General features: G+C 67.1%; 23 protein-coding genes. 14 read left to right on the forward strand and 9 right to left on the reverse strand.

Going from position 1 to position 25981, the window contains the following annotated elements; all coding sequences use genetic code 11:
• Positions 1-1085, forward strand: a 1085-nt coding sequence (locus AWC08_RS07910) for a histidine phosphatase family protein (RefSeq protein ID WP_142283467.1), incomplete at its 5' end; no start/stop codon positions are given.
• A 1-nt stretch (position 1086) separates the two neighbouring features.
• Here the strand turns inward: AWC08_RS07910 and AWC08_RS07915 are convergent.
• Positions 1087-1761 carry an O-methyltransferase gene (locus AWC08_RS07915; protein ID WP_065137263.1) on the reverse strand — a complete coding sequence of 225 codons (675 nt, stop codon included), beginning with the start codon at positions 1759-1761 and terminating at the stop codon, positions 1087-1089.
• A 203-nt stretch (positions 1762-1964) separates the two neighbouring features.
• Here AWC08_RS07915 and sigE point away from each other — a divergent pair, with 203 nt between their 5' ends.
• The 4 genes from sigE to tatB all read left to right on the forward strand — a co-directional run bounded on the left by sigE (position 1965) and on the right by tatB (position 5462).
• Positions 1965-2741: an RNA polymerase sigma factor SigE gene (gene sigE / locus AWC08_RS07920; protein WP_085087639.1), complete on the forward strand. Its 777-nt coding sequence runs from the start codon at positions 1965-1967 to the stop codon at positions 2739-2741.
• A 155-nt stretch (positions 2742-2896) separates the two neighbouring features.
• On the forward strand, positions 2897-3283 hold the full coding sequence (rseA, locus tag AWC08_RS07925) for an anti-sigma E factor RseA (protein ID WP_065137286.1): 387 nt from the start codon (positions 2897-2899) through the stop codon (positions 3281-3283).
• A gap of 168 nt (positions 3284-3451) precedes the next feature.
• The gene (gene htrA, locus AWC08_RS07930; RefSeq protein ID WP_065137265.1) at positions 3452-4963 is read left to right on the forward strand and encodes a serine protease HtrA; all 1512 of its coding nucleotides are present in this window, start codon (positions 3452-3454) and stop codon (positions 4961-4963) included.
• Positions 4964-5069: 106 nt separating this feature from the next.
• Positions 5070-5462 (forward strand): Sec-independent protein translocase protein TatB, encoded by a 393-nt coding sequence (tatB, locus tag AWC08_RS07935; protein WP_069435403.1) that lies wholly within the window; start codon positions 5070-5072, stop codon positions 5460-5462.
• A gap of 65 nt (positions 5463-5527) precedes the next feature.
• Here the strand turns inward: tatB and AWC08_RS07940 are convergent, their stop codons facing one another.
• The 5 genes from AWC08_RS07940 to AWC08_RS07960 all read right to left on the reverse strand — a co-directional run bounded on the left by AWC08_RS07940 (position 5528) and on the right by AWC08_RS07960 (position 10848).
• Positions 5528-6682 carry an Mrp/NBP35 family ATP-binding protein gene (locus AWC08_RS07940; protein WP_065137287.1) on the reverse strand — a complete coding sequence of 385 codons (1155 nt, stop codon included), beginning with the start codon at positions 6680-6682 and terminating at the stop codon, positions 5528-5530.
• A 44-nt stretch (positions 6683-6726) separates the two neighbouring features.
• Complete coding sequence (locus AWC08_RS07945; protein ID WP_069435404.1) at positions 6727-8151, reverse strand: lytic transglycosylase domain-containing protein; 1425 nt, start codon at positions 8149-8151, stop codon at positions 6727-6729.
• Between the two features lie 118 nt (positions 8152-8269).
• The gene (locus tag AWC08_RS07950; RefSeq protein ID WP_069435405.1) at positions 8270-8788 is read right to left on the reverse strand and encodes a DUF1003 domain-containing protein; all 519 of its coding nucleotides are present in this window, start codon (positions 8786-8788) and stop codon (positions 8270-8272) included.
• Positions 8785-10092, reverse strand: a complete 1308-nt coding sequence (locus AWC08_RS07955) for a magnesium transporter MgtE N-terminal domain-containing protein (RefSeq protein ID WP_085087642.1) — start codon at positions 10090-10092, stop codon at positions 8785-8787. Before AWC08_RS07955 ends, AWC08_RS07950 begins: the two co-directional genes overlap by 4 nt.
• An 84-nt stretch (positions 10093-10176) precedes the next feature.
• Positions 10177-10848, reverse strand: a complete 672-nt coding sequence (locus AWC08_RS07960) for a DUF4190 domain-containing protein (protein ID WP_069434118.1) — start codon at positions 10846-10848, stop codon at positions 10177-10179.
• Positions 10849-11019: 171 nt separating this feature from the next.
• Here AWC08_RS07960 and AWC08_RS07965 point away from each other — a divergent pair, with 171 nt between their 5' ends.
• The 6 genes from AWC08_RS07965 to AWC08_RS07990 are packed head-to-tail and all read left to right on the forward strand — an operon-like array spanning position 11020 to position 16368.
• Positions 11020-11535 (forward strand): YflT domain-containing protein, encoded by a 516-nt coding sequence (locus AWC08_RS07965; RefSeq protein ID WP_065137270.1) that lies wholly within the window; start codon positions 11020-11022, stop codon positions 11533-11535.
• Complete coding sequence (locus AWC08_RS07970; RefSeq protein WP_069434116.1) at positions 11536-12942, forward strand: extracellular solute-binding protein; 1407 nt, start codon at positions 11536-11538, stop codon at positions 12940-12942.
• Positions 12939-13805 (forward strand): carbohydrate ABC transporter permease, encoded by an 867-nt coding sequence (locus AWC08_RS07975; RefSeq protein ID WP_065137272.1) that lies wholly within the window; start codon positions 12939-12941, stop codon positions 13803-13805. The genes AWC08_RS07970 and AWC08_RS07975 overlap by 4 nt, the downstream gene beginning before the upstream one ends.
• Positions 13795-14628 (forward strand): carbohydrate ABC transporter permease, encoded by an 834-nt coding sequence (locus AWC08_RS07980; protein WP_069434115.1) that lies wholly within the window; start codon positions 13795-13797, stop codon positions 14626-14628. The genes AWC08_RS07975 and AWC08_RS07980 overlap by 11 nt, the downstream gene beginning before the upstream one ends.
• 4 nt (positions 14629-14632) lie before the next feature.
• Positions 14633-15805, forward strand: a complete 1173-nt coding sequence (locus AWC08_RS07985; protein WP_065137274.1) for an ABC transporter ATP-binding protein — start codon at positions 14633-14635, stop codon at positions 15803-15805.
• On the forward strand, positions 15802-16368 hold the full coding sequence (locus tag AWC08_RS07990) for a suppressor of fused domain protein (RefSeq protein WP_065137275.1): 567 nt from the start codon (positions 15802-15804) through the stop codon (positions 16366-16368). Before AWC08_RS07985 ends, AWC08_RS07990 begins: the two co-directional genes overlap by 4 nt.
• A gap of 83 nt (positions 16369-16451) precedes the next feature.
• On the opposite strand, the gene corA is transcribed toward AWC08_RS07990, so the two are convergent.
• The gene (gene corA, locus AWC08_RS07995) at positions 16452-17552 is read right to left on the reverse strand and encodes a magnesium/cobalt transporter CorA (RefSeq protein WP_069434117.1); all 1101 of its coding nucleotides are present in this window, start codon (positions 17550-17552) and stop codon (positions 16452-16454) included.
• Between the two features lie 175 nt (positions 17553-17727).
• Between corA and AWC08_RS08000 the strand changes: the two genes are divergently transcribed.
• The 3 genes from AWC08_RS08000 to AWC08_RS08010 all read left to right on the forward strand — a co-directional run bounded on the left by AWC08_RS08000 (position 17728) and on the right by AWC08_RS08010 (position 21058).
• A complete protein-coding gene (locus AWC08_RS08000; protein ID WP_069434114.1) occupies positions 17728-18717 on the forward strand; it encodes a malate dehydrogenase in 990 nt (329 codons plus the stop codon).
• Positions 18718-19025: 308 nt separating this feature from the next.
• A complete protein-coding gene (locus tag AWC08_RS08005) occupies positions 19026-20207 on the forward strand; it encodes an NAD(P)-dependent malic enzyme (protein WP_069434113.1) in 1182 nt (393 codons plus the stop codon).
• Positions 20204-21058 (forward strand): glycine betaine ABC transporter substrate-binding protein, encoded by an 855-nt coding sequence (locus AWC08_RS08010; RefSeq protein ID WP_069434112.1) that lies wholly within the window; start codon positions 20204-20206, stop codon positions 21056-21058. Before AWC08_RS08005 ends, AWC08_RS08010 begins: the two co-directional genes overlap by 4 nt.
• A 7-nt stretch (positions 21059-21065) precedes the next feature.
• Here the strand turns inward: AWC08_RS08010 and AWC08_RS08015 are convergent, their stop codons facing one another.
• Both AWC08_RS08015 and AWC08_RS08020 read right to left on the reverse strand, forming a co-directional pair.
• On the reverse strand, positions 21066-21890 hold the full coding sequence (locus tag AWC08_RS08015; protein ID WP_065137279.1) for an SDR family NAD(P)-dependent oxidoreductase: 825 nt from the start codon (positions 21888-21890) through the stop codon (positions 21066-21068).
• A 240-nt stretch (positions 21891-22130) separates the two neighbouring features.
• A complete protein-coding gene (locus tag AWC08_RS08020; RefSeq protein WP_069434111.1) occupies positions 22131-25889 on the reverse strand; it encodes a multifunctional oxoglutarate decarboxylase/oxoglutarate dehydrogenase thiamine pyrophosphate-binding subunit/dihydrolipoyllysine-residue succinyltransferase subunit in 3759 nt (1252 codons plus the stop codon).
• Positions 25890-25981: the final 92 nt, after the last annotated feature.

Genomic DNA, 25981 nt, shown 5'->3' on the forward strand with positions numbered 1-25981 from the left:
CGAAATTCAGTCCGGTCGGGTTGCTGATGGGCAATGGCGGCCGGGGCGGCCTGGGCGGTGCGGGGTTGCTCATGGCCGACCCTGGCGGTGCGGGCGGCGCCGGCGGCCAGGCGCTGTTGTTCGGCGACGGCGGGTACGGCGGGGGGGGGGGGGGGGGTACCCCTACCGGAGCCTTCGGGACCCGCGGATTCCCCGGCCTGTTCATCGGCCTGGGCGGTTCCACCGTTCCGGTCCTCAACGACCAGCTGGTCACCATCGAGTTCGTCCGGCACGGCCAGACGGCGAGCAACGTGGCCGGTCTTCTCGACACAGCGGTACCCGGCCCCCCGCTGGACGCGACGGGCGTTCTGCAGGCCGCCAATATCGCCAACGTGCTCAATGGGCAGGGCATTTTCGGCGGGATCTTCGACTCGCAGATGCTCAGAACGCAGGAAACCGCCGCGGCGCTGGTGGCCTACGCGGGACAGCCGGCGGCGCTGGTGCTGCCCGGCCTCAATGAGATCAATGCCGGCTTGTTCGAAGACCTGCCGCAGATCCCGGCGGGCTTGCTGTACTTGGGCGGCCCACTGGTGTGGACGCTCGGACTGCCCGCCTTCCCGATGCTGGTCCCGCTCTCCACCAACCCGACCGGACTGAATTTCGCTGCCGGGTTCAACAGCGCGGTGCAGACCATGTACAACGTCGGGGCGGCGGATCCCAGCCATGCCGTCGTCGCCTATTCCAGTGCCCTGACCATCGAGACCGGCACCATGATGATGGTCGACAACCCCAACCCACTGTTCCTGCTCACCCGCACGCTGCCGAACACCGGTGTCGTGGTGGTGCAGGGCAGTCCCGCTACCGGCTGGACGATGGTGAGCTATGACGGGGTGCCCGTCGGACCCGCCAGCCTGCCCACCCAGTTATTCGTCGACGTGCGAAACTTCGTCACGGCGCCGCAGTACGCCGGCTACGACCTCGGGGCCGCAGTGCTCACCGGCAACCCGGCGACCATTGTGAATGCGGTGCGTGACGGCGTTCGCGAGGTCACCACGGCCACCGTGCACTTCCCGTTCGCGCTCGCCGAAACGCTGCTCGGCGCCTGATTCAGTCGCGGACGGCGGCCAGCAGCCCGTCACCCAGCGGTATCAGCGCCGGCGTCAGGCGTTCGTCCTCGGCGATCAACCGGGCCGCTTCGCGCACCGCGGCCACCTCGGCGTCCCGCGCTTCAGGATCACCGGCGCGACCGCCCAGCGCCGCCCGGTGCACGACGATGACGCCGCCGGATCGCAACAACCGGACCCCTTCGACCACGTACTCCGGCTGGTCGATCGGGTCAGCGTCGATGAACACCAGGTCGTAGGAATCGTCGGCGAGGCGGGTGAGCACTTCCTGGGCTCGTCCGCTGATCAGCCGGGTGCGTGACGGCCCGATCTGCGCCTCGGCGAAGGCCTGCCGGGCCAGCCGGACATATTCCGGTTCGATATCGATGGTGGTCAGGACGCCGTCGTCGCTCATGCCCGACAGCAACCACAACCCGCTGACCCCGGCCCCGGTCCCGACCTCGGCGACCGCCTTGCCGCCGCTCAGTTTCGCCAGCAGGCTCAGCAGCGCGCCGACCGCGGGCGTGACGGCGCCGGCACCGCTGTCCACGGCGCGTTCCCGGGCACCGGCGAGGATCGCATCTTCAGAAATCGACCCTTCGGCGTGCGCCACAAGCGAATCCGCCCTGCTGCGTGTCGCGTGACCGGTCTCGTCGCTGGTGTTGGACGTGCCCTCCATGTCCGCAGAGTATGCCCAACCGGTGGACCCGTCGCTCAGGCGCGCCCGTCGGGGCAGCCGGCGACACGCCCGGGAAGTGCGCCGGGACCGAGGTCACAGCAAACTCAATAACCGCTGGAAATCGCAGGTAACAGTATGGTTTCTCAGCTAAAGCTCAGACTGCTCATACCTCGCCCACACTCGGGTAGGCGACGGTAGGCCGTATGGAACGCGGCGCACTCTGGAGCGAGGACGGCGGGAATACAAGGTGGGAACTTCGTGTTTCGTCGAGTGAAGAACTGGCGACCCTGCAGGGCAGGGGACAACCGGAGGAACACACCATCACCACTTTGAGCCCGACCACCATGTCGCACCCGCAACAGGTTGCCGATGACGACTGGGTGGAACCATCTGACACGTTGCTCGGCACCGCGATTTTCGACGCGACCGGCGACAAGACCACCATGCCGTCCTGGGATGAGCTGGTGCGTCAGCACGCCGACCGGGTGTACCGGCTGGCATACCGTCTCTCGGGCAACCAGCACGACGCCGAGGACCTGACGCAGGAGACGTTCATCAGGGTGTTCCGGTCGGTCCAGAACTACCAACCCGGCACTTTCGAGGGCTGGCTGCACCGCATCACGACTAACCTGTTCCTCGACATGGTCCGCCGCCGGGCGCGCATCCGGATGGAGGCGCTGCCCGAGGACTACGACCGGGTGCCCGCCGACGAGCCCAACCCCGAGCAGATTTACCACGACTCGCGATTGGGTCCGGACCTGCAAGCCGCGCTCGATTCGCTGCCGCCGGAATTCCGTGCCGCAGTGGTCCTGTGCGATATCGAAGGGCTGTCCTACGAGGAGATCGGCGCCACCCTGGGCGTCAAGCTGGGCACGGTGCGCAGCCGAATCCACCGCGGGCGACAGGCGCTGCGCGACTACCTGGCCGCCCATCCCGAACTCGGCCTGCACGACGACCGCTCGATGCGGGCGGCCAGCTAAGTCGCCGGAGGCGGCCGAATCATCGTTTCGGCCACCGCACGGTTGCCAACTGATCCCAAATTCCGGGGTTTGAAGGGCCGATCATGGTTATCAAGCAGCACACCGCGCTACATTCGAGATACAAAAGGCTTACAAGGGCGCGGAGGGAGCTGGTGATGGCCGACCGGGGAGATGTGTTCCGGCGCGCGTTCTCGTGGCTCCCCGCTCAATTCGCCTCCCAGAGCGACGCGCCGGTAGGCGCGCCCCGCCAGTTCCGGTCTACTGAGCACCTCTCGATTGAGGCCATTGCGGCTTTCGTCGACGGTGAGCTGCGGATGAACGCCCATCTGCGGGCCGCGCACCACCTGTCGCTGTGTCCCCAGTGCGCGGCCGAAGTCGACGATCACAGCCGCGCGCGAGCGGCGCTGCGCGACTCACACCCGATCCGCATACCCAGTTCGCTGTTGGGGTTGCTGTCCGAGATTCCGCACTACCCGCACGACGATGCGCTGCCGCTCTCGGACAACTTCGCCGAGCGCGACGATCAGCGGAAGCGCCGTTAGCTTGAGGTTTGCGTTCCCCGCGCGGGCCGTTGCGTGCGTTCATGGCGACCGACCGGGATCGGTGGATACTAGGGTGGGCATCAACAGGATTTCCAGGACCGTGCGGTCCTTTGCTGCGCATACGGCCGGCCCGGTGCCGGGCTCCGAGACGGATCTAGAAGAGGAACCGTGACCTCCGACCAAGGCAACAACAGCGGCCAGGACACCGAACGGCTGGCACCGCGTCCCATCTACCGGCCACCGGTCGACCCCGCGTCGCGTCAGGCGTTCGGCCGCCCGTCCGGGCAACAGGGCTCATTTGTCGCTGATCGCGTGCGTCCGCAGAAGTACCGGGACCAGTCGGAGTTCCGCCCGCACGAGCAGCCGGCCGACCCGGTGCTCGCCGAGGCCTTCGGCCGTCCCTTCGGCGGCACCGAGACGCTGCAGCGCCATCCCATCGACGCCGCCGCGCTGGCCGGTGAGAAGAACGGTGAGGCCGACGAACCTGAGGATCCGTGGCGCGATCCCGCCGCGGCCGCCGCGCTGGGCACCCCGGCGCTGCCGCCGGTCGTCACCCACGGCGATTTGCGCCACACCGGCAAGCTCGGTGTTCGCGACGTGCTGTTCGGCGGCAAGGTGTCCTACCTCGCGCTGGCGGTGCTGCTGATCATCGCCCTGGTGATCGGTGCGATCGGCGGTGTGATCGGCCGCAAGACCGCCGAGGTGGTGGAAGCCTTCACCACGTCCAAGGTGACACTGTCGACCGCCGGTAACGCCGAAGAGCCGGCCGGCCGGTTCACCAAGGTGGCGGCCGCGGTCGCCGACTCGGTGGTGACCATCGAGTCCAAGAGCGACCAGGAGGGAATGCAGGGCTCCGGGGTCGTCATCGACGGTCGCGGCTACATCGTCACCAACAACCACGTCATCTCCGAAGCTGCCAACAACCCCAGCCAGTTCAAGACCACGGTGGTGTTCAACGACGGCAAGGAAGTGCCTGCCAGCCTGGTCGGGCGCGACCCCAAAACCGACCTGGCCGTGCTGAAAGTCGACAACGTCGACAACCTGAGCGTGGCCCGCCTCGGTGACTCCGACAAGGTGCGGGTCGGCGACGAGGTGATCGCGGCCGGCGCTCCGCTGGGTCTGCGCAGCACGGTGACGCACGGCATCATCAGCGCACTGCACCGCCCGGTACCGCTGTCGGGGGAGGGCTCCGATACCGACACCGTTATCGACGCCCTTCAGACCGACGCCTCAATCAACCACGGCAACTCCGGCGGTCCGCTGATCGACATGGACTCCCAGGTAATCGGGATCAACACCGCCGGCAAGTCGCTGTCCGACAGCGCCAGCGGGCTGGGCTTCGCAATCCCGGTCAACGAGATGAAGCTAGTCGCGCAGACGCTGATCAAGGACGGCAAGATCCTGCACCCGACGCTGGGTATCAGCACCCGGTCGGTAAGCAACGCGATCGCCTCCGGCGCGCAGGTGGCCAACGTGAAGGCCGGGGGACCCGCGCAGAAGGGCGGAATCCTGGAGAACGACGTGATCGTCAAGATCGGGGGCCGTAAAGTCGCCGACTCCGACGAAGCCGTCGTCGCGGTGCGGCAACTGACCATCGGCCAGGACGCGCAGATCGAGGTGGTCCGCGACGGGCGTCACGTCACTCTGACCGTCAAGCCTGACCCCGACACCAGCTCGTGATGATCGCAAGCGCGGCGCAGCCGGGCGCGGCGGGTCATCACCATCGGCTCCCGATGATCGCAAGCGCGGCGCAGCCGGGCGCGGCGGGTCATCACCCTCCGACCTGATGTTCGCCAACATCGGCTGGGGGGAGATGCTGGTACTCGTCGTGGTCGGGCTGGTGGTCCTTGGACCGGAGCGATTGCCGGGCGCGATCCGCTGGACGGCGGGCGCGCTGCGGCAGGCGCGCGACTACCTCAGCGGCGTGTCCAATCAGCTGCGGGAGGACATGGGCCCGGAGTTCGACGACATCCGCGGTCAACTCAGCGAGCTGCAGAAGTTGCGGGGTATGACTCCGCGCGCGGCGCTCACCAAGCACCTGCTCGATGGTGACGATTCGATTTTCACCGGCAACTTCGACGCGCCGGCGTCGGATAAGCCCGAGTCGCCGGCTAGGCCGGAGCCACCGGCTCCGCCCGGAGCCCCCGACCGCACCCCCTTCGACACCGACGCCACTTAGGCGCTCGAGCAGACGCAAAAGCCCCCGGGAGCGTCCGCTCCGAGGTGCTTTTGCGTCTGGTCGCGCTAGGGGCGGCGGGTCGGGTCCAGGCCTAGCGACATGCCCGCCAGGCCGCGGCGACGGGACGACAGGCCGTCGGCGATGCGGGCCAGTTCCTTGCCCACCGCGGAGTCCGGCGTGCTGAGCACCATGGGCACCCCGGTGTCGCCGGCAGCGACCAGTGCGGGGTCCAGCGGGATCTGACCGAGCAGCGGCACGTCCGCGCCCACCGCGCGCGATAACCGCTCGGCGACCTGCTGACCGCCGCCCTCGCCGAACACCTGCATCGTGGTGCCGTCCGGCAGCGTGAGTCCGGACATGTTCTCCACCACACCCGCGATGCGCTGGCGCGTCTGGATCGCGATGCTGCCCGCCCGTTCGGCCACCTCGGCGGCCGCCAGCTGGGGTGTGGTCACCACCAGGATCTCGGCGTTGGGCAGCAGCTGCGCCAGCGAGATGGCGACGTCGCCGGTGCCGGGCGGCAGGTCGAGCAGCAGCACGTCCAGATCGCCCCAGTACACGTCGGACAGGAACTGCTGCAGCGCGCGGTGCAGCATCGGCCCGCGCCACACCACCGGGGTGTTGTCCTTGGTGAACTGGGCGATCGAAATGACCTTCACCTCATGGGCGATAGGCGGCAGGATCATCGACTCGACCTGTGTGGGCCGATCGGTGGTGCCCATCATCCGGGGAATCGAATGGCCGTGGATGTCGGCGTCCAGCAGACCGACGGCCAGGCCGCGCGCCGCCATCGCGGCGGCCAGGTTGACCGTGACCGTGGACTTGCCGACGCCGCCCTTGCCGGACGCCACGGCATAAACCCGCGTCAGCGAACTGGGCTGGGCGAACGGGATGACGGGTTCGGCGGCATCGCCGCGCAACTGCTTGCGCAGCTCGGTGCGTTGCTCGTCGCTCATCACATCCAGGCTGACCTTGACGGCCCCGGTGCCGGGGACATCGGCGACAGCGCTGGTGACCCGCTCGCTGATCTCAGTCTTCTTCGGGCAAGCGGCGGTGGTCAGGTAGATCTGGACGTGGACCGAGCCCTCCGGGCCCAAGTCGATGCTCTTGACCATCCCGAGCTCGGTGATGGGGCGGCGTAGTTCCGGATCGATCACCTTGCCCAGGGCCGAGCGGATGGCTGTAGTCAGATCGGTTGCGTCATCTTGGGTTGCGGACATCAACGCCGAGTGTAGGCGTCGTGGACCCAGGACCTGGCCGACGGTCAGCTGACGGGGGCGAGCACCGGTTCGCCGGGAGCCGGCGGGCTCGGCTGCGCCGGACCGGCCGGCTTGGGCACCGGTGCGCCGTTGGGCGCCCGGGTGGCCGGTGCCGCCGGCGCCGCCGGAGCGGGGGCTGCAGGTGGCGCGGGCGGCGCCGCCGGGGGCAGCGGCGGAGGTGCGAACGGGTCGGGGAACGCCGGTGCGGCCGGAGGAGCCGGGGGCGCCGCGGGTGCGATGACGATGCCGCCATTGGGAATCGGTGCGCCGCCTGGCGGCAGCGAGTCGGGGGTTTGTGAACTGATGCAGATCAGCGTGCAGCCGGGGGTGGCCACCGGGGCGGGCTGCGGCACCTGGGCGGGTGGCATCCACGGCCACATGGGCGTCTGCGGGTTCGGGAACATCGACGTCGGGTACTGGGAGAGGATCTGCGGCTGGCCGAAGTCGATCAGCGGCATGTGCTGACCCATCGGGTCGCCGACGCCAAGACCGGTGACGTTGAGCGGCAGGTTCGGCCCGAGCCCTTCGGGATGCTCGAGGTGCGCGTCCCCGATCGGCGGCGGTGGGCCGGTGATCGGCGGCAGGTCGACCGGAACCACGCCCGTGGCGTAGGCGGCGGCCCAGCCGAGCACGTTCTGGGCGTAGGACATCGAATTGTTGTAGCGCAGGATCGAGGCCATGACTTGCTGCGGATCGCGCAGGTTGAGGTTGCCGCTGCACAGGTAGCGGGCGGCGGCCAGGGTGGCGTCGAACAGGTTCTGCGGGTCGGGTATGCCGTCGCCGTCACCGTCGACGGCATAGCGCGCCCAGGTGCCGGGCAGGAATTGCATCGGACCCATGGCACGTGCGTACGTCACGCGGTTGCCCTGGTCTCGCTGCATGATGACCTCGTTGCCGGGCAGCGTGCCGTCCAGGGCAGGACCGTAGATCGGGTTGGTCGCGGTGCCACGCGCATCCACGGCGCCGCCGCCCGCGTGGCCCGACTCGATGCGTCCGATGCCGGCGAGCAGGTTCCAGCTGACTCCGCAAGCCGGTTGCGCGGTGGCCATCTTCTGCTCGGCGTTGCGATATGCCGACAGGGCCATGATCGGAATGCCAAGCGTGCCAGGGGTATTCACGACGGTGGGAGGCGGCGGTGCGGAACTGGTGGCCGCCGCGACGTGGAAGCTGGTGGGCACTCGCTGGATGGAGATGACGGTGGGACCGGACAGGTCGATGTGCGGGGCGGGCCCAACCGCGGCCACCGGCGCGATGGCGGCGCGATGCGGATTTTTTCCGTGGAACGAGGGCGCGGCAGCACCGACGGCGCTGGCGAAGATCAGGGGAGAGATCATGGCGACGCCGAAGACGGGGGCGCGGGTAACGCGTAGTGCTGTATGCCGCACCTTTGCGACAGCCGGGTTGTCAGCCCAGCGTCCCCCTATATGCACCTCGACCGTCCTCAAATTCTGTGAGCCGCCGGGAAACTGACTACTTGTTAGCTTCGTGAACTAGATCACCATACATAACTCTCGTCACGGGAGTTGCGCAATGCCGCAAAGCCGATTCTCAGGTGGTTTTCTTAGCACGGCGCTCAGCGCCGTCCGGCACCGCCGTCTGTTTGTCCGCCAGTAGGTTCCTCAGGCTCTCCAGCTCGTGACGCAGATAGTCGCGGGTTGGGACCTCGCCGACGGCCAGTCGCAGCGCGGCGAGTTCACGGGCAAGGTATTCGGTGTCGGCTTTGGTCTGTGCCGCGCGGCGCCGGTCTTCTTCCAGCGCGACCCGGTCGCGGTTCTCCTGCCGGTTCTGAGCGAGCAGGATCAGGGGGGCGGCGTAGGCGGCCTGGGTGGAAAAGGCCAGGTTGAGCAGGATGAATGGGTATGGATCCCACTGCCATTGAATGGCGAGCATGTTGATCGCAATCCACAGGATCACCAGGATCGTCTGGAGCAGAAGATAGCGGCCGGTTCCGAAAAACCTCGCGATGGATTCGGTGAACTGCCCCACCGTCTCCGGGTCCAACCGCGGCGTGTAGCGGCGCGAGGTCCGCGGCGTGTACAGCCGCCGCGGCGTTTGCGACTTGCTCACAAGACATCTCCGGTTCGAGGCGGCCGGCCGGCGGGATCGAGCTGTTGGACGTCCACGCGCCAGTCATGCGGCAGCAGATGGTCCAGCAGGTCATCGACGGTGACCGCGCCCAGCAGGTGGTTCTGGTCGTCGACAACCGGACCGCACACCAGGTTGTAGGCGGCGAAATAGCGTGTGACGGCGCTCAACTCGGTCTCCGGGGACAGCGTGAGCAGGTCGGTGTCGACGATCCCCCCGACCAGTTCCGACGGTGGGTCACGCAGCAACCGCTGCAGGTGTACGCAGCCCAGGTAATGGCCGGTCGGGGTGGCAGTCGGTGGGCGCGTCACGAACACCATCGATGCCAGCGCCGGGGTCAGGTCGGGATCACGCAGCCGGGCCAGTGCCTCGGCCACCGAGGTGTCCGGGGTGAGCACCACCGGGTCGGAGGTCATCAAACCGCCGGCCGTGTCGGGGGAGTGCGTGAGCAGTCGTCGCACCGGGTCGGAGTCGTCGGGATCCATACGGGTCAATAACACCTCGGCGTCGGTCGGATTCAGCACACCCAGCACGTCGGCGGCGTCGTCGGGATCCATCTCCTCGAGCACGTCGGCCGCGCGGTCGGTGCCCAGGTGCCTCAGCACCTCAGCCTGATCGAGTTCCGGCAGCTCCTGCAGGATGTCGGCGAGCCGGTTGTCGTCGAGCGCCTTGAACACCTCGTAGCGACGTTTGGTGGGAAGCCCGCGGATGGCATCGGCGACGTCGACGGCCCGTCGTCCCTCGAACTGGTCGAGGAGTTGTGCCACGCCCTGTCCCGGCATGGCCAGGGCCGACGGCGTCAGCCCCTGCACGTTCTGCCAGTCCACGACGTGCACCGGACCGCGACGGCCCAGCCGACGTTGGGTGCGCACGGCCACCTTGGTGACCACCCAGTCGCGGGTGCGGGTCTGCTCGATGCCCAGATCGGCTACCACGACGTCGACGCCCGCCAGATCCGGCAGGTCGGGGTCGTTGACCCGGACCCGGGTGTCGAGCACCTGTCCCATCGCCAGCACCTCGCCGGGGCGCTGCTCGAAATGGCGCAGGGACACGTTGCCGCTGCTCAGTGTCACCGCGTTGGGCTCGACGGCGGCGACCCGCAGGATCGGGATGAAAATGCTGCGCCGCGTGGCGAGATCGACGACCAGGCCCAGCACGCGGGGTTGCTGGCGGACGATGCTGATGCTGATCACGACGTCGCGGACGCGCCCGAAGGACTCGCCGAGTGGGCCGAGCACCATCATCCGCGGCAGCCGTGCCACGTACACCCTGTTGACCGACGCCATAGGACAGAGCGTAGGCAGCGGGCGTCGGGACGGCAGGTTGGGGCTAGCGGCGCTCTGGGGTCGCCACCGTCGGCGCTTCTGGCACTAGCGGGAGCCGAGGCTGAACATCACGGCGATGAAGTAGACCAACAGAGTGGCAGCGCTGATCACGATGCCGGCCACCGCCAGGCCGAAGCCGTCTTCGCGGGTCTGCTTGATCTGGTTGATCCCGACCGTTCCGCACACAATGCCCACGATCGAGCTGACGCAGCAGAAGATGCCGAGGACGCCGGCGACCAGCGAGATGATCGCCATGGTGTTTGTGCCGGCCTGCATTGCCCCGTAGCCGCCGCCGTAATCCGGCCCCGGGTAGTAGCCACCGGAATAGGAGCCGTACGGGCCGGGCATGGGCAGGGGCGAAGGGTAGGACGCCGGGGCGCCGAAGCCTTGCGGTGCTGCACCGTACGGCTGGTACCCGGGCGGTGTGTAGCCGAAGGGCGGACTGGGTGGTGGGTAGCCCACCGCCGCAGGGTCGGGTCCAAACCCGGCCGCCGGCCCAGGCGGGTATCCGGCTGCCGGGTCAGGCGGGTACGCGGGCAGGGGCGCGGCCTGGGTGGGCGGGTAGTCCACCGGGGGTGGATAGTCCACGACCGGGGACGACGGCAGCGAAGCCCACGGAGCATCGGATAACGGCTGCTCAGCGGCTTGCGTCTGCTCAGAAGCGGGTTGCGGCGCGCTGTCGTTGCCCTCGCCGGAGGAGTCGCCGGGAGCTGTCATGGTGATGAACGTAGCGTATGTGCGGCCGTCGGGTACCGCGGCGACATCGGCCGCTCCGGCCGGGTCCCGGCCAGGCAAAATGTGCGGGCCCCGGGTGCGGATAGTGCGCCCTGGTAGCCGAGATGGAACGATGGCTTGGGTAAAGGCGGGCAGGAGGAGAATGAGGTACCGATGACTAGCCCATTCCAACCCGGACAACCACCCGCCGGTGGCGCCTCGGGTCGACGTAATGTGCCCGGACTGCCGACGCCGCCCAAAGGGTGGCCGGTCGGTTCGTACCCCACCTACGCCGAGGCCCAACGCGCCGTCGACTACCTGTCCGATCAGGACTTTCCCGTCCAGCAGGTGACCATCGTCGGTGTGGACCTGATGCAGGTGGAGCGTGTCACCGGCCGGTTGACCTGGGGCAAGGTACTCGGAGGAGGGGTGCTCAGCGGCGCCTGGCTCGGTCTGTTCATCGGCCTGGTGCTCGGCTTCTTCAGCCCGAATCCGTGGGGCGCGCTGATCACCGGCCTGGTCGCCGGGGTTTTCTTCGGGCTGATCACCTCAGCCGTCCCGTACGCCATGGCGCGTGGCACCAGGGACTTCAGCTCGACGATGCAACTGGTTGCCGGCCGCTATGACGTGCTGTGCGACCCCCAGAACGCCGAGAAAGCGCGGGATCTGCTGGCGCGTTTGGCGATCTGACTGGTGAACCGTCGCGCGAGGCGGTGCAGGCTGGCCGCACTGGCGGTGCTGAGCGCCGCGTCGGTGGTCTCGGGCTGCGGATCCGGCGATCACGGCCTGGTCATCAGCTTCTACACGCCGGCCACTGACGGCGCGACGTTCACCGCCGTCGCGCAACGCTGCACGGACCAGGCGGCTGGCCGGTATCGCATCCAGCACGTGAGCCTGGCCAGATCGCCCGACCAGCAACGGCTACAGCTTTCGCGGCGGCTGACCGGGCACGACGACACCTTGGACGTGATGGCGCTCGACGTGGTGTGGACGGCGGAGTTCGCCGAAGCGGGTTGGGCGCTGCCCCTGTCCGACGACCCGTCCGGACTGACCGAGTCCGACGCGACCGGCGATACCTTGCCGGGCCCGCTGAAGTCCGCGAGCTGGAAGGGGCGCTTCTACGGCGCGCCGGTTACGACGAACACTCAATTGCTCTGGTATCGAACAGATTTGGTGAGTCAGCCACCTCGTGATTGGACTGCCATGGTGGCCGAGGCGGGCCGCTTGCACACGGCCGGTGAGCCCAGCTGGATCGCCGTGCAGGCCAACGAGGCCGAAGGTCTGGTGGTGTGGTTCAACACGCTGCTGGTCAGTGCCGGCGGACAGGTGCTCTCCGAGGACGGCAAGCGCGTCACACTGACCGATACTCCCGAACACCGGGCGGCCGCCGTGGCTGCACTGCGGATCCTGAAGTCAGTGGCGACCGCGCCGGGTGCGGACCCGTCGATCACCCGCAGCGACGAGGGCGCCGCACGATTGGCGGTAGAACAGGGCAAGGCGGCACTGGAGGTCAACTGGCCCTACGTCTTCGCCTCTCTGCTGGAGAACGCGGTGAAAGGCGGGGTGGCTTTCTTGCCGCTGAACCGCGAACCGGCAATGGCCGGCAGCATCAACGGCGTCGGCACATTCGCGCCCAGTGACGAGCAGTTCAACATCGCCTACGCGGCCAGCCAGAAGGTGTTCGGCTTCGCGCGATACCCGGCGGTGGCGCCGGGGCAGCCGGCCAAAGTGACCATCGGCGGATTGAATCTGGCGGTGGCCAGGACCACCCGGCATCCCCGTGAAGCGTTCGAGGCCCTCCGGTGCATGCGCAGTCTGCAGAACCAGAAGTACATCGCGATCGAGGGCGGACTGCCCCCGGTTCGGACCTCGCTGTACTCCGACCCGCAGTTCCAGTCGAAGTACCCGATGTACGGCATCATCCGCCAGCAGCTCACCGACGCCGCGGTGCGGCCCGCGACACCGGCCTACCAAGCTGTGTCGATCCGGATGGCCTCCGTGCTGAGCCCGATCACGGCGATCGACCCGGAACGCACGGCCGACGAACTCGTGGTTCAGGTGCAGAAGGCAATCGACGGCAAGGGTCTGCTGCCGTGACAGAACGGCGGTTGGCGTACTTCCTCGTCGCGCCGGCGGTGACTCTGATGCTGGCGGTGACGGCCTACCCGATCGGTTACGCACTGTGGTTGAGCATGCAGCGCAACAACTTAGCCACCCCCAGCGACACCGCGTTCATCGGCCTGGGCAACTACCAGACCATCCTGACCGACCGGTACTGGTGGACCGCGCTGGGGGTGACGCTGGGGATCACCGTGGTCTCGGTGACGATCGAGTTCGTGCTCGGACTGTCGCTGGCGCTGGTCATGCACCGCACGCTGATCGGCAAAGGACTGGTGCGCACCGCGGTCCTGATCCCGTACGGCATCGTCACCGTGGTCGCGTCCTACAGCTGGTACTACGCCTGGACGCCGGGCACCGGTTACCTGGCCAGCCTGCTGCCCGACGGCAGTGCGCCTCTGACGCAACAGATTCCATCGCTCGGCGTGGTGGTGATCGCCGAGGTCTGGAAGACGACACCGTTCATGGCGCTGCTGCTGCTGGCCGGGTTGGCGCTGGTACCGGAGGACCTGCTGAAGGCGGCAGAGGTCGACGGCGCGAACGGGTGGCGGCGGCTGACCAGGATCACCTTGCCGATCATCAAGCCGGCGGTGGTGGTGGCGCTGCTGTTCCGGACCTTGGACGCGTTCCGGATCTTCGACAACATCTACGTGCTGACGGCCGGCGCCAACAACACCGGATCGGTGTCAATCCTGGGCTACGACAACCTGTTCAAGGGCTTCAACGTGGGGTTGGGATCGGCGATCAGTGTGCTGATCTTCGCGTGTGTGGGCATCATCGCGCTCGTCTTCATCAAACTGTTCGGCGCAGCAGCGCCCGGAAGTGACGCCGATGGCCGGTGATTCGTTGAGGCGCGCCACGTTCTGGGTCGTGATCGACGTGCTGGTGGTGGCGTACGCGCTGCTGCCGGTGCTCTGGATCCTCAGCTTGTCGCTCAAGCCGAGTTCAATGGTCAAGGACGGCAAGCTGATTCCGTCTTCGGTAACGCTGGACAACTACCGCGGCATTTTCCGGGGGGACTTCTTCAGCTCGGCGCTGGTCAACTCGATTGGAATCGGGCTGACCACAACCGTGATCGCGGTGGTGCTCGGCGCGATGGCGGCCTATGCGGTGGCCCGGCTGGACTTCCCCGGCAAGCGCGCCCTGATTGCGATGACGCTGTTGATCACCATGTTTCCCGCGATCTCTCTGGTGACTCCGTTGTTCGACATCGAACGCGCGGTCGGGTTGTTCGACACCTGGCCGGGGCTGATCCTGCCGTACATCACGTTCGCGCTGCCGCTTGCGATTTACACCCTGTCAGCGTTCTTCCGGGATATACCTTGGGATTTGGAGAAGGCGGCCAAGATGGATGGCGCCACGCCCGGGCAGGCGTTCGTCAAGGTGATCGTCCCGTTGGCGGCTCCGGGTCTGGTGACGGCGGCGATCCTCGTCTTCATCTTCGCCTGGAACGACCTGCTGCTGGCGCTGTCGCTGACCGCTACCAAGGCGGCGATCACCGCGCCGGTGGCGATCGCGAACTTCACCGGCAGTTCGCAATTCGAGGAACCGACCGGGTCGATCGCGGCCGGCGCGATCGTGATCACGATCCCGATCATTGTCTTCGTCCTGATCTTTCAACGGCGGATCGTCGCCGGGTTGACCTCTGGGGCTGTGAAGGGATAGCGCGATGGCCGAGATTGTGCTGGAACACGTCAAGAAGAGCTACCCCGACGGTCATACCGCGGTGCAGGATCTCAGCATCACCATCGCCGACGGCGAGTTCCTGATCCTGGTCGGACCGTCCGGCTGCGGCAAAACCACTACGCTGAACATGATTGCTGGACTTGAGAATATCTCGTCGGGCGAGTTGCGCATCGGTGGTGAGCGGGTGAACGAGAAGGCGCCCAAGGACCGCGATATCGCCATGGTGTTCCAGTCCTACGCGCTGTATCCGCATATGACAGTCCGGCAGAACATCGCCTTTCCCCTGACGTTGGCCAAGATGAAGAAAGCCGACATCGCCCAGAAGGTTGAGGAGACCGCTCGAATCCTGGATCTGACCGAACTGCTGGATCGCCGTCCTTCGCAGTTGTCGGGTGGCCAGCGCCAGCGGGTGGCGATGGGCCGGGCAATTGTGCGTCAGCCCAAGGCTTTCCTGATGGACGAGCCACTGTCAAACCTGGATGCCAAGCTGCGGGTGCAGATGCGCGGCGAGATCGCGCGCCTGCAGAAGCGGCTGGGCACCACCACCGTCTACGTCACCCACGACCAGACCGAGGCCATGACGCTGGGGGACCGGGTGGTGGTGATGCATGGTGGTGTCGCACAGCAGATCGGCACGCCCACTGAACTTTACGAGCGGCCTGCGAATCTGTTCGTGGCCGGCTTCATCGGCTCCCCGGCGATGAATTTCTTCCCGGCCACGCTGACGCCGTTCGGGCTGACGCTGTCGTTCGGTGAGGTGGCGCTGGCACCGGAAGTTCAGCAGGTGATCGCCGGGCACCCCAAGCCGGAGAACGTCATCGTGGGATTGCGGCCCGAGCACATCCAGGACGCGGCACTGATCGACGGATACCAGCGGATCAGTTCGCTGATCTTCGAGGTGACCGTCGACCTGGTCGAGTCTCTGGGCTCTGACAAGTATGTGTACTTCACCACCACGGGGCCGCAGGTCCACTCGGCCCGGTTGGACGAGGTTGCCGCCGAATCCGAGGTTCATGAGAACCGGTTTGTGGCAAGGGTTCCCACCGAGTCGAAGGCTGCGATCGGGCAGCCGATCGAATTGGCCTTCGACCCCGCCAAAGTCGCCGTCTTCGACGCCGACTCCGGTGTCAACCTGACGGTGCCTGTCGTTCGATGATTCTCGACGCTGTCCGTGCGCATCTTTCCAGCCACTACGACGCCGAGCCTGATTCGGCGAGCGTGACGTTCCTCGGCGCCGAACCCATCGAGGTGCTTCGATTCCGGGGCGAAGTGGTGCATTATGCGTCGCTGGGGTGCTCGCGGTATCCGATGACCGACCCGACTGAGATGGTCACCGACCACCTGCGCGGTCCGCGCGCCGAAGTGGTGCTGGCCCTGCGTGATCCGGGCCCGATCACCGGCATGGTGCGCACCATGGCGATCCTGGCGGCCACCCCGGCCGTCGACGGACTGGTGCTGGTGCCTGACGCGTTGATCGACCTCGGCGCACCGTTGTGGTCGGGGGCTCCGTTCACCGCAGTGTTGTTGGGGCACAGCGACGTTCCCGATTTGCCACTGGAGCCGCCGCGCGAGCCGGTGCAATTCTTGTCCGCGACGCCGCTGACCGCTAACGAGGCGGCCTGGGTGCGGCTCAAGGGCGCGGCGGCCATGCGCGAGGCCTGGCTGAATGACGGCGTGGACGTGCTGGACCCGAACCGCCCTGCCGCACAACCGGGTTGACCGGACCCGCCGAGTGGGAATCGTGCGACGCGACACGCTGATGACGCGTCGTGGAATACCCACTCAAGGCGTGCGGAGGGTATCTAGAGCCAGTCGCGGCGACGGAAACTGAAGTATAGGGCGATACAGATCACCACCATGGCGGCGATCACCGAGGGGTAGCCCCACCGTGAATCGAGCTCCGGCATGAAGTGGAAGTTCATACCGTAAATCCCGGCAACCATGGTGGGCACCGCGATGATACCGGCCCAGGCCGATATCTTGCGCATGTCCATGTTCTGCTGCATCCCGACCCGGGCCAGCGCGGCCTGCACCAGCGAGTTGAGCATGTCGTCGTAGCTGGCGATCTGCTCGGCAGCCTGGGTCTGGTGGTCGGCGACGTCACGCAGATAGCGGCGGACTTCTTTGTTGATCAAGTCCTTGTTCTCGACCTGCATACGCTGGAATGCACCTGACAGCGGCGCCACACACCGGCGCAGCTCCACCACTTCGCGCTTGAGCAGATAGATCGGTTCGACGTCGATCTTCTTGCCGGGCGCGAAGGCGACCACCTCGATGGCGTCGACGTCGTCTTCCATCAAGCTGGTGACCCCGAGGTAATGGTCCACCACGTAGTCGGCGATCGCGTGCATCACCGCATACGGGCCCAGACGCAAGTGCTCGGGGGCGCAATCCATCCGCTTGCGGACCTCGTGCAGTCCGCCGTGCTCGCCATGGCGGACGGTGACCACGAATTCGGTGCCGACGAAAATCATGATCTCGCCGGTTTCGACGATCTCGCGGGCCCGCGCCACCGACTCGTGCGGGACGTAGTTGACGGTCTTGAGCACCAGGAACAGGGAGTCGTCGTAGCGCTCCAGCTTGGGCCGCTGGTGGGCGACCACGGCGTCCTCCACGGCCAACGGGTGCAGACCGTAGGCGTCGGCGACCTCCTGCATCTGCGCTCCGTCGGGCTCGTGCAGCCCGATCCAGGCGAAGGCGCTCTGGCCGTCCCGCTCGATCTCGCGGACCTTGGCCAGCGCCTCGGCGGGGGTGAACCGGCCGGGCAGCCGGTGTCCGTCGACGTAGACGCCGCAATCGACCAGCGTTTGGGCCGGCGGATTGGCAACCGGGTGGACGTGCTGCTGGCGGTTTCGGGCGACGGGCCGCAGAGCTTCAGGCAATGCGTCAAACCCTGGGAACATTTCCACCTCCAATCACAGCGCCGGTCTACAGGCGGTGTCATGGTACGCGCCCGGACCGAATAAACGGTGCTGTAAGCAGGTGATTCCCAGCTGCGCAACGGACCGGCGATTCCGCGGCGGCGGCGGTGCGCTAGTTTCGACGCGAACCCGTCTTACCCAAAGGAGCAGAACCGACGTGAGCGCGAGTCCTCTCAAGGTTGCCGTCACCGGTGCCGCCGGCCAGATCGGCTACAGCCTGTTGTTCCGCCTGGCCAGCGGCTCGCTGCTGGGCCCGGACCGTCCGATAGAGCTGCGTCTGCTGGAGATCGAGCCGGCACTCAAGGCGCTCGAGGGCGTGGTGATGGAACTGGACGACTGCGCGTTCCCGCTGCTGGCCGGGGTGGAGATCGGCGCCGACGCCAACAAGATCTTCGACGGCGTGAACCTGGCTCTGCTGGTCGGTGCCCGGCCGCGCGGCCCGGGCATGGAGCGCGGTGACCTGCTGGAAGCCAACGGCGCGATCTTCACCGCTCAGGGAAAGGCGCTGAACTCGGTCGCCGCCGACGACGTGCGCATCGGGGTGACCGGCAACCCGGCCAACACCAACGCGCTGATCGCGCTGAGCAACGCCCCCGACATCCCGAAGGAGCGGTTCTCCGCGCTGACCCGGCTGGACCACAACCGGGCCATCTCCCAGCTGGCCCGTAAGACCGGTGCCAAGGTCACAGACATCAAGAAGATGACGATCTGGGGCAACCACTCCGCCACCCAGTACCCCGACATCTTCCACGCCGAAGTGGGCGGCAAGAACGCCGCCGAGGTGGTCAACGACCAGGACTGGATCGAGAACGACTTCATCCCCACCGTCGCCAAGCGCGGTGCGGCCATCATCGACGCCCGTGGCGCCTCCTCGGCCGCCTCGGCCGCGTCGGCCACCGTCGATGCGGCCCGCTCCTGGCTGCTGGGCAGCCCCGACGGCGACTGGGTGTCGATGGCCGTCTACTCCGACGGTTCCTACGGCGTGCCGGAAGGGATCGTGTCGTCGTTCCCGGTGACCACCAAGGACGGCGACTGGTCGATCGTGCAGGGGCTCGAGATCGACGACTTCTCCCGCGCCCGGATCGACAAGTCCACCGCGGAGCTGGCCGACGAGCGCAACGCAGTCACCGAGCTGAAGCTGATCTGAGTCAGCGCGAGCAGACGCAAAATCCCCTGGGAGCTAGTGCTCCTGGGGGATTTTGCGTCTGCCCGCGCAGTTGGCCGGGCTCGCGCGGGACGCGAGCGTAGTCGATGCGGCGGTTATTTCCTCTTTCCTGCGGGAAAGCGGCGGGCCATACATGCGCTGCATCGGCGGCGATTTCCTCTGTTCTCCTGTTCGACGCGTGGTGCCCGCCGAGGGTCGTCACGGGCTGACCCAACGCGCTGAAATGGGAGCCACGCGTCTGTATGGATAGCGATTCTGGATTGATAGCCAGGCTGAGTAGTCTGAGTGCCGTGTCAGAAACCCTCGAGAGCTCCCAACTCATCATCACGGATGACGAAATCTTTGCTGCACACGAAGGCGGCAAGCTATCGGTAGGCCTGACCTCTCCGCTCGACACCCAGCGTGCGCTGTCGCTGGCCTACACCCCGGGCGTGGCGCAGGTCAGTCGGGCGATCGCCACCGACGCGACCCTGGCCGGCCGCTACACCTGGGCCAGCCGGCTGGTCGCCGTCGTCAGCGACGGCACCGCGGTACTCGGCCTGGGTGACATCGGCCCGGCCGCGTCACTGCCGGTGATGGAAGGCAAGTGCGCGCTGTTCAAGGAATACGGCGGGCTGAATGCCATCCCGATCGTGCTCGACACGAAGGATCCCGACGAGATCGTCGAAACCCTCGTGCGGCTGCGTCCGACGTTCGGCGCCGTCAACCTCGAGGACATCTCGGCGCCGCGCTGCTTCGAGATCGAACGGCGCGTCATCGAGGCGCTGGACTGCCCGGTGATGCACGACGACCAACACGGCACGGCGGTGGTTTCGCTCGCGGCCCTGATGGGCGCCGCCAAGGTGCTGGGCCGCGACATGGCCACGCTGCGGGTGGTGGTCTCCGGCGCCGGAGCCGCCGGTGTCGCATGCACGAATCTGCTTCTGGCCATGGGCGTTTCAGACATCACCGTGCTGGACTCGCGGGGCATTGTGCACAGCGGCCGCGACGACATGAACAGCGTCAAGGTTGAACTGGCACGGCGCACCAACCCCAGCGGCCGCACCGGCGGACTCATCGAGGCCCTCGACGGTGCCGACGCCTTCCTCGGGGTGTCCGGAGGCTTGGTCCCCGAAGAGTCGATCGCCACCATGGCGCCCGACGGGATCGTGTTCGCACTGTCGAACCCGGACCCGGAGATCCATCCCGACATCGCGGCCAAGTACGCGGCGATCGTGGCCACCGGGCGCAGCGACTTCCCGAACCAGATCAACAACGTGCTGGCTTTCCCCGGAATCTTCCGCGGCGCCTTGGACGTCGGCGCGCGCCGCATCACCGAGAAGATGATGGTGGCGGCGGCCGAGGCGATCTATTCGGTTGCCAGCGAAGACCTGGCTATCGACCGGATCGTGCCCAGCCCGCTGGACCGGCGCGTCGGGGAAGCCGTGGCTGCCGCGGTGGCGCTCGCCGCAGAAGACCCCGACTGGGTGTGAGCATCAGCAGGCTGGCCGCGCTGCTGCTCGGCCTGGTGCTGATTGCTGCCGGCTGCTCGGGCGGCGACGGCGGTCGGCCCCGGGATCTGGTGGTCGGATCCGCCTCCGACGGTGACTCGAAGGTACTTGCCGCCCTGTACGTTTCGGCGTTGCGGTCGTACGGGTTTCCCTCGCACGCCGAGACGGCCGCGGACCCGATGGCCAAGTTGGACGCGGGCGCGTTCACCGTCGTCCCCGGCTATACGGGACGGGTGTTGCGGCAGTTACAGCCCGGTGCTTCGGAGCTGTCCGACAAGCAGGTGTACCAGGCCATGAACGCCGCGCTGCCCGAAGGCGTGGCCGCCGGAGACTACGCCACCGCGGCCGAGGACAAGCCGACGCTGATCGTGACTCCGGCGACGTCAGCGGCGTGGGGTGGCAGCGACCTGAGTCTGTTGCTCCGGCACTGTGCCGGGCTGGCGGTCGGTGTGGTCACGGGGCGTGGAGTCCCGACTTCGGTGGGTTCCTGCCGGTTGCCGGCTCCGCGCGAATTCCCCGATGACGCGACGATGTTCGCCGCCTTGCGGGCGGGCCAGGTGACCGCGGCGTGGGCCAGTTCAGCCGACCCTGGAATTCCGCCGGACCTGATGGCGTTGGCCGACGGCAGTAAGAACTCGCTGATTCAGGCGGAGAACGTGGTGCCGCTGTACCGCCGCAACGCGTTGAGCACTCGACAGTTGCTGGCGGTCAACGAGATCGCCGGGGTGCTGGACACGGCGGCGCTGGCCGACCTGCGGCGCCGGGTGGCCGCCGGCGCCGACCCGCAGGTGGTAGCCGACGCGTGGCTGGGGGAGCACCCGCTGGGGCGTTAGTTGGGCGTTAGCTGGGAATGATCCGGCCCGTTACCAGCTCGACGATCCGCTGGTAGTTCGAGCCGGTTACCCGCACCATCATGTCCAGCGCGACGGCGTCCGGTCCGACCAGCACGCGGGCCTTGTTCTTGCGCACCGCGTTCAGGATGATCTTGGCGGCCTTCTTCGGGCTGGTGTTGGCCAGCCGCTTGTCGAACAACTGGGCCAGCTCGTCGCGGTCGAGCCCTTCGGCCACCGTGGCGTTGCGGGCGATCGCCGTCTTGATTCCGCCCGGATGGACCGTGGTGACCCCGACCCGGTGGCCGCTCTGGCGCATCTCCTGGCGCAGCGCCTCGGTGTAGCCGCGCACCGCGAACTTGGCCGCGTTGTAAGCGGAGTAGCCGGGCACCGAGAACAGGCCGAACACGCTGGAGATATTGATGACGTGCCCGTCGCCGGAGGCGATCAGGTGCGGCAGGAACGCCTTGGTGCCGTTGACGACGCCCCAGAAGTCGACGTCCATCACCCGTTCGATGTCCTTGAACTGCTCGACTTCGACGTTGCCGGTGTGGCCGATGCCGGCGTTGTTGTAGATCTGGTTGACCTTGCCGAAGTGCTCTTTGACCTCGTCGGCGTAGAGCAGGAAGCTTTCGCGCTCGGTGACGTTGAGCCGGTCGGCCTTGACCTGGGCGCCAATCGCCTTGAGCTGCTCCTCGGTGTCGGCCAGGCCTTCTGTGTCGATGTCGCTGATCGCCAGGCTGGCGCCCGAGCGGCCCAATTCGATCGCCAGTGCCTGCCCGATGCCCGACCCTGCGCCGGTGACGACGGCGACCTTTCCGGCGAACCCCTCCATGAGCACCCTCCCTGTCGTTGGCTCAGCGTCGAGATTAGCCGGTACCGGCGGTCCGTCTTACCGTGGGGTTCGCGCGTGCGCGAGGATAGGCGGTATCGCCGGGGTTTACCAGATCTGATGTGCGGGTTGCCCCACCAGCGGCCCGGATCGACGGGCCGCATTCACCTCGCGAGCGTCCGCAAAATGCCAGCCGACGCGGCGTGTCCGTGTACAAACGCGGGCGCTCGCGACAGAAAGTCGTCAGGCGAAAGCGGTGTCGATGATCTCCTGCTGCTCCACCGCATGCACCTTCGACGACCCCGACGACGGCGCCGACATCGCCCGCCGCGAGATCCGCTTGATCCCGCTGAGCCGCTCGGGCAGTACCTCCGGCAGCGTCAGCCCCAGCGACGGCCAGGCGCCCTGGTTGGCCGGCTCCTCCTGCACCCAGAAGTACTGCTTGACGTTCTGGTAGCGGTTCAGCGTCTCGTCGAGCCGGCGCCGCGGCAGCGGGGCGAGCTGTTCGAGGCGGACGATCGCTACGTCGTCGCGCTTGTCCTTGGCCTTGCGCGCGGCCAGCTCGTAGTAGAGCTTGCCGCTGGTCAGCAGGATGCGGGTGACCTTGCTGCGGTCGCCGTCGCCCTCTTCGTAGGTGGGTTCCTCGATCACCGAGCGGAACTTCATCTCGGTGAACTCCTTGATGTCGCTGACCGCGGCCTTGTTGCGCAGCATCGACTTCGGCGTGAACACGATCAGCGGCCGTTTGACACCGTCCAGCGCGTGCCGGCGCAGCAGGTGGAAGTAGTTGGCCGGCGTCGAGGGCATCGCGATCGTCATTGACCCCTCGGCCCACAGCTGCAGGAAGCGCTCGATGCGCCCGGACGTGTGGTCGGGGCCCTGCCCCTCATGTCCGTGCGGCAGCAACAACACCACCGTCGACAGCTGGCCCCACTTGGCCTCGCCGGAGCTGATGAACTCGTCGATGATCGACTGCGCGCCGTTGACGAAGTCACCGAACTGCGCTTCCCACAGCACCACGGCGTCCGGGTTGCCCACGGTGTAGCCGTACTCGAAGCCCACCGCGGCGTATTCCGACAGCGGCGAGTCGTACACCAGGAACTTGCCGCCGGTGGGGGTGCCGTCCTTCGTCACCGCCAGCAGCTGCAGCGGAGTGAACTCGGCGCCGGTGCTGCGGTCGATGATCACCGAATGCCGCTGCGAGAACGTGCCGCGGCGGGTGTCCTGGCCGGAGAACCGGACCAGCTTGCCTTCGGCCACCAGCGAACCCAGCGCCAGCAGCTCACCGAAGGCCCAGTCGATCTTCCCCTCGTAAGCCATCTCGCGGCGCTTGTCCAGCACCGGCTGCACGCGCGGGTGAGCGGTGAACCCTTCCGGCACCGCCTTGAACGCGTCACCGATGCGGGCCAGCAGCGCCTTGTCCACCGACGTGTCCAGGCCGGCCGGGATCATCTGCAGCGACTCGACCGACTCACTGGGCTGGGCGCCGTGCTTCTCCAGCTCCTTGACCTCGTTGAACACCCGCTCCAGCTGCCCCTGATAGTCGCGCAGCGCGTCCTCGGCCTCTTTGAGCGAGATGTCGCCGCGGCCGATCAGGGCTTCGGTGTAGCTCTTACGCACGCCGCGCTTGTTGTCGACGACGTCGTACATGTACGGGTTGGTCATCGACGGGTCGTCGCCCTCGTTGTGACCGCGGCGGCGGTAGCAGAGCATGTCGATGATGACGTCCTTGTGGAACCGCTGCCGGAAGTCGACGGCCAGCTGAGCCACCCACACGCACGCCTCCGGGTCGTCGCCATTGACGTGGAAGATCGGCGCGCCGATCATCTTGGCGACGTCGGTGCAGTACTCGCTGGACCGGGAGTACTCCGGCGCGGTGGTAAAGCCGATCTGGTTGTTGACGATGATGTGGATGGTGCCGCCTACCCGGTAGCCGGGCAGGTGCGCCAGGTTCAGCGTCTCGGCGACCACACCTTGGCCGGCGAACGCCGCGTCGCCGTGCAGCATCATCGGCACCACCGAGAAGGCCTTCTCGCCGTCGCTGTCGGTGTCGCCGTGGTTGAGCAGGTCCTGCTTGGCCCGCACGAGGCCTTCCAGGACGGGGTCGACGGCTTCCAGGTGCGACGGGTTGGCGGTGAGCGACACCTGAATGTCGTTGTCGCCGAACATCTGCAGGTACACACCGGTGGCGCCCAGGTGGTACTTGACGTCGCCGGAGCCGTGCGCCTGCGACGGGTTGAGGTTGCCCTCGAACTCGCTGAAGATCTGCGAGTACGGCTTGCCGACGATATTGGCCAGTACGTTGAGCCGGCCGCGGTGCGGCATCCCGATGACCACCTCGTCCAGGCCGTGCTCGGCGCACTGGTCGATCGCGGCGTCCATCATCGGGATGACGCTTTCGGCGCCCTCCAGCGAGAAGCGCTTCTGCCCCACGTACTTGGTCTGCAGGAACGTTTCGAACGCCTCGGCGGCGTTGAGCCGGCTCAGGATGTACTTCTGTTGCGCCACAGTCGGTTTGACGTGCTTGGTTTCGACGCGCTCTTCCAGCCAGCGCAGTTGCTCGGGGTCGAGGATGTGGGTGTACTCGACGCCGATGTGGCGGCAGTACGCGTCGCGCAGCAGGCCCAGGACGTCGCGCAGCTTTTTGTACTCGGCGCCGGCGAATCCGCTGACCTTGAAAACCCGGTCCAGGTCCCAGAGCGTCAGCCCGTGAGTCAGCACCTCGAGGTCGGGGTGGCTGCGGAACCGGGTCTTGTCCAGCCGCAGCGGGTCGGTGTCGGCCATCAGGTGGCCGCGGTTGCGGTACGCCGCGATGAGGTTCATCACGCGGGCGTTCTTGTCGACGATCGAGTCCGGGTTGTCGGTGCTCCAGCGCACCGGCAGGTACGGGATGCTCAGCTCGTGGAAGATCTCGTCCCAGAAATCGTCCGAGAGCAGCATCTGGTGGATGGCGCGCAGGAAGTCACCGGACTCCGCACCCTGGATGATGCGGTGGTCATAGGTCGAGGTCAGGGTGATCAGCTTGCCGATGCCCAGTTCGGCGATGCGTTCCTCGCTCGCGCCCTGGAACTCGGCCGGGTACTCCATGGCGCCGACGCCGATGATCGCCCCCTGGCCGGCCATCAGCCGCGGCACCGAGTGCACGGTGCCGATGGTGCCGGGGTTGGTCAACGAAATCGTCACGCCGCCAAAGTCTTCGGCGGTCAGCTTGCCGTCGCGGGCCCGTCGCACGATGTCTTCGTAGGCCGAGACGAACTCGGCGAAGCGCAGTTCTTCGCACCGCTTGATGCCGGCCACCACCAGCGAACGCTTGCCGTTACTGCCCTGCAGGTCGATCGCCAGACCGAGGTTGGTGTGCGCCGGGGTGACCGCGTTGGGTTTGCCGTCGACTTCGGTGTAGTGGCGGTTCATGTTCGGGAACTGCTTGACCGCCTGCACCAGCGCGTAGCCCAGCAGGTGGGTGAACGAGATCTTGCCGCCGCGGGTGCGCTTCAACTGGTTGTTGATGACGATCCGGTTGTCGATCAGCAGCTTGGCCGGAATGGCGCGCACACTGGTCGCCGTCGGCACGTCCAACGACGCCGACATGTTCTTGACCACGGCCGCGGCGGCGCCGCGCAGCACCTGCACCTCGTCACCCTCGGCGGGTGGGGGAGGGGCGGCCTTCGGGGCCGGCTGGGCGGGCGTCGGCGCACCGTTGCCCGAGGCGCCCGCGGCGGTGGATTGGGCGGGCTTGACGGGCTCGGGGGCAGGCTTTGGCGGCGCTGCCGGCTTGGCTTCGGCCGGCTTGGGTTCCGCGGGCTTGGTCACCTGCTTCGTCTCGGCGGGCTTGGCCTTCGTGGCCGGGCCGTCCTGACTGGCTTCGCCGGAGGACTCCGGGTTGTAGTCAACCAGGAACTCGTGCCAGCTCTCGTCGACCGAGGAGGGGTCGTCGCGGAACTTGCGGTACATCTCTTCGACCAGCCACTCGTTTTGCCCGAATGGTGAACTTATGTTGGCCACGGCCGCTGTTCGCCTCAATTCTTGTGTCCTGCAAGCGTTTTGGCGAACGCCTGCGACTCCTGGCGCCCCGGGTGGTGGGGCGCCTCACACCC

The organism is Mycobacterium gordonae (genome assembly GCF_002101675.1).
In the GTDB taxonomy this organism is placed as follows: domain Bacteria; phylum Actinomycetota; class Actinomycetes; order Mycobacteriales; family Mycobacteriaceae; genus Mycobacterium; species Mycobacterium gordonae.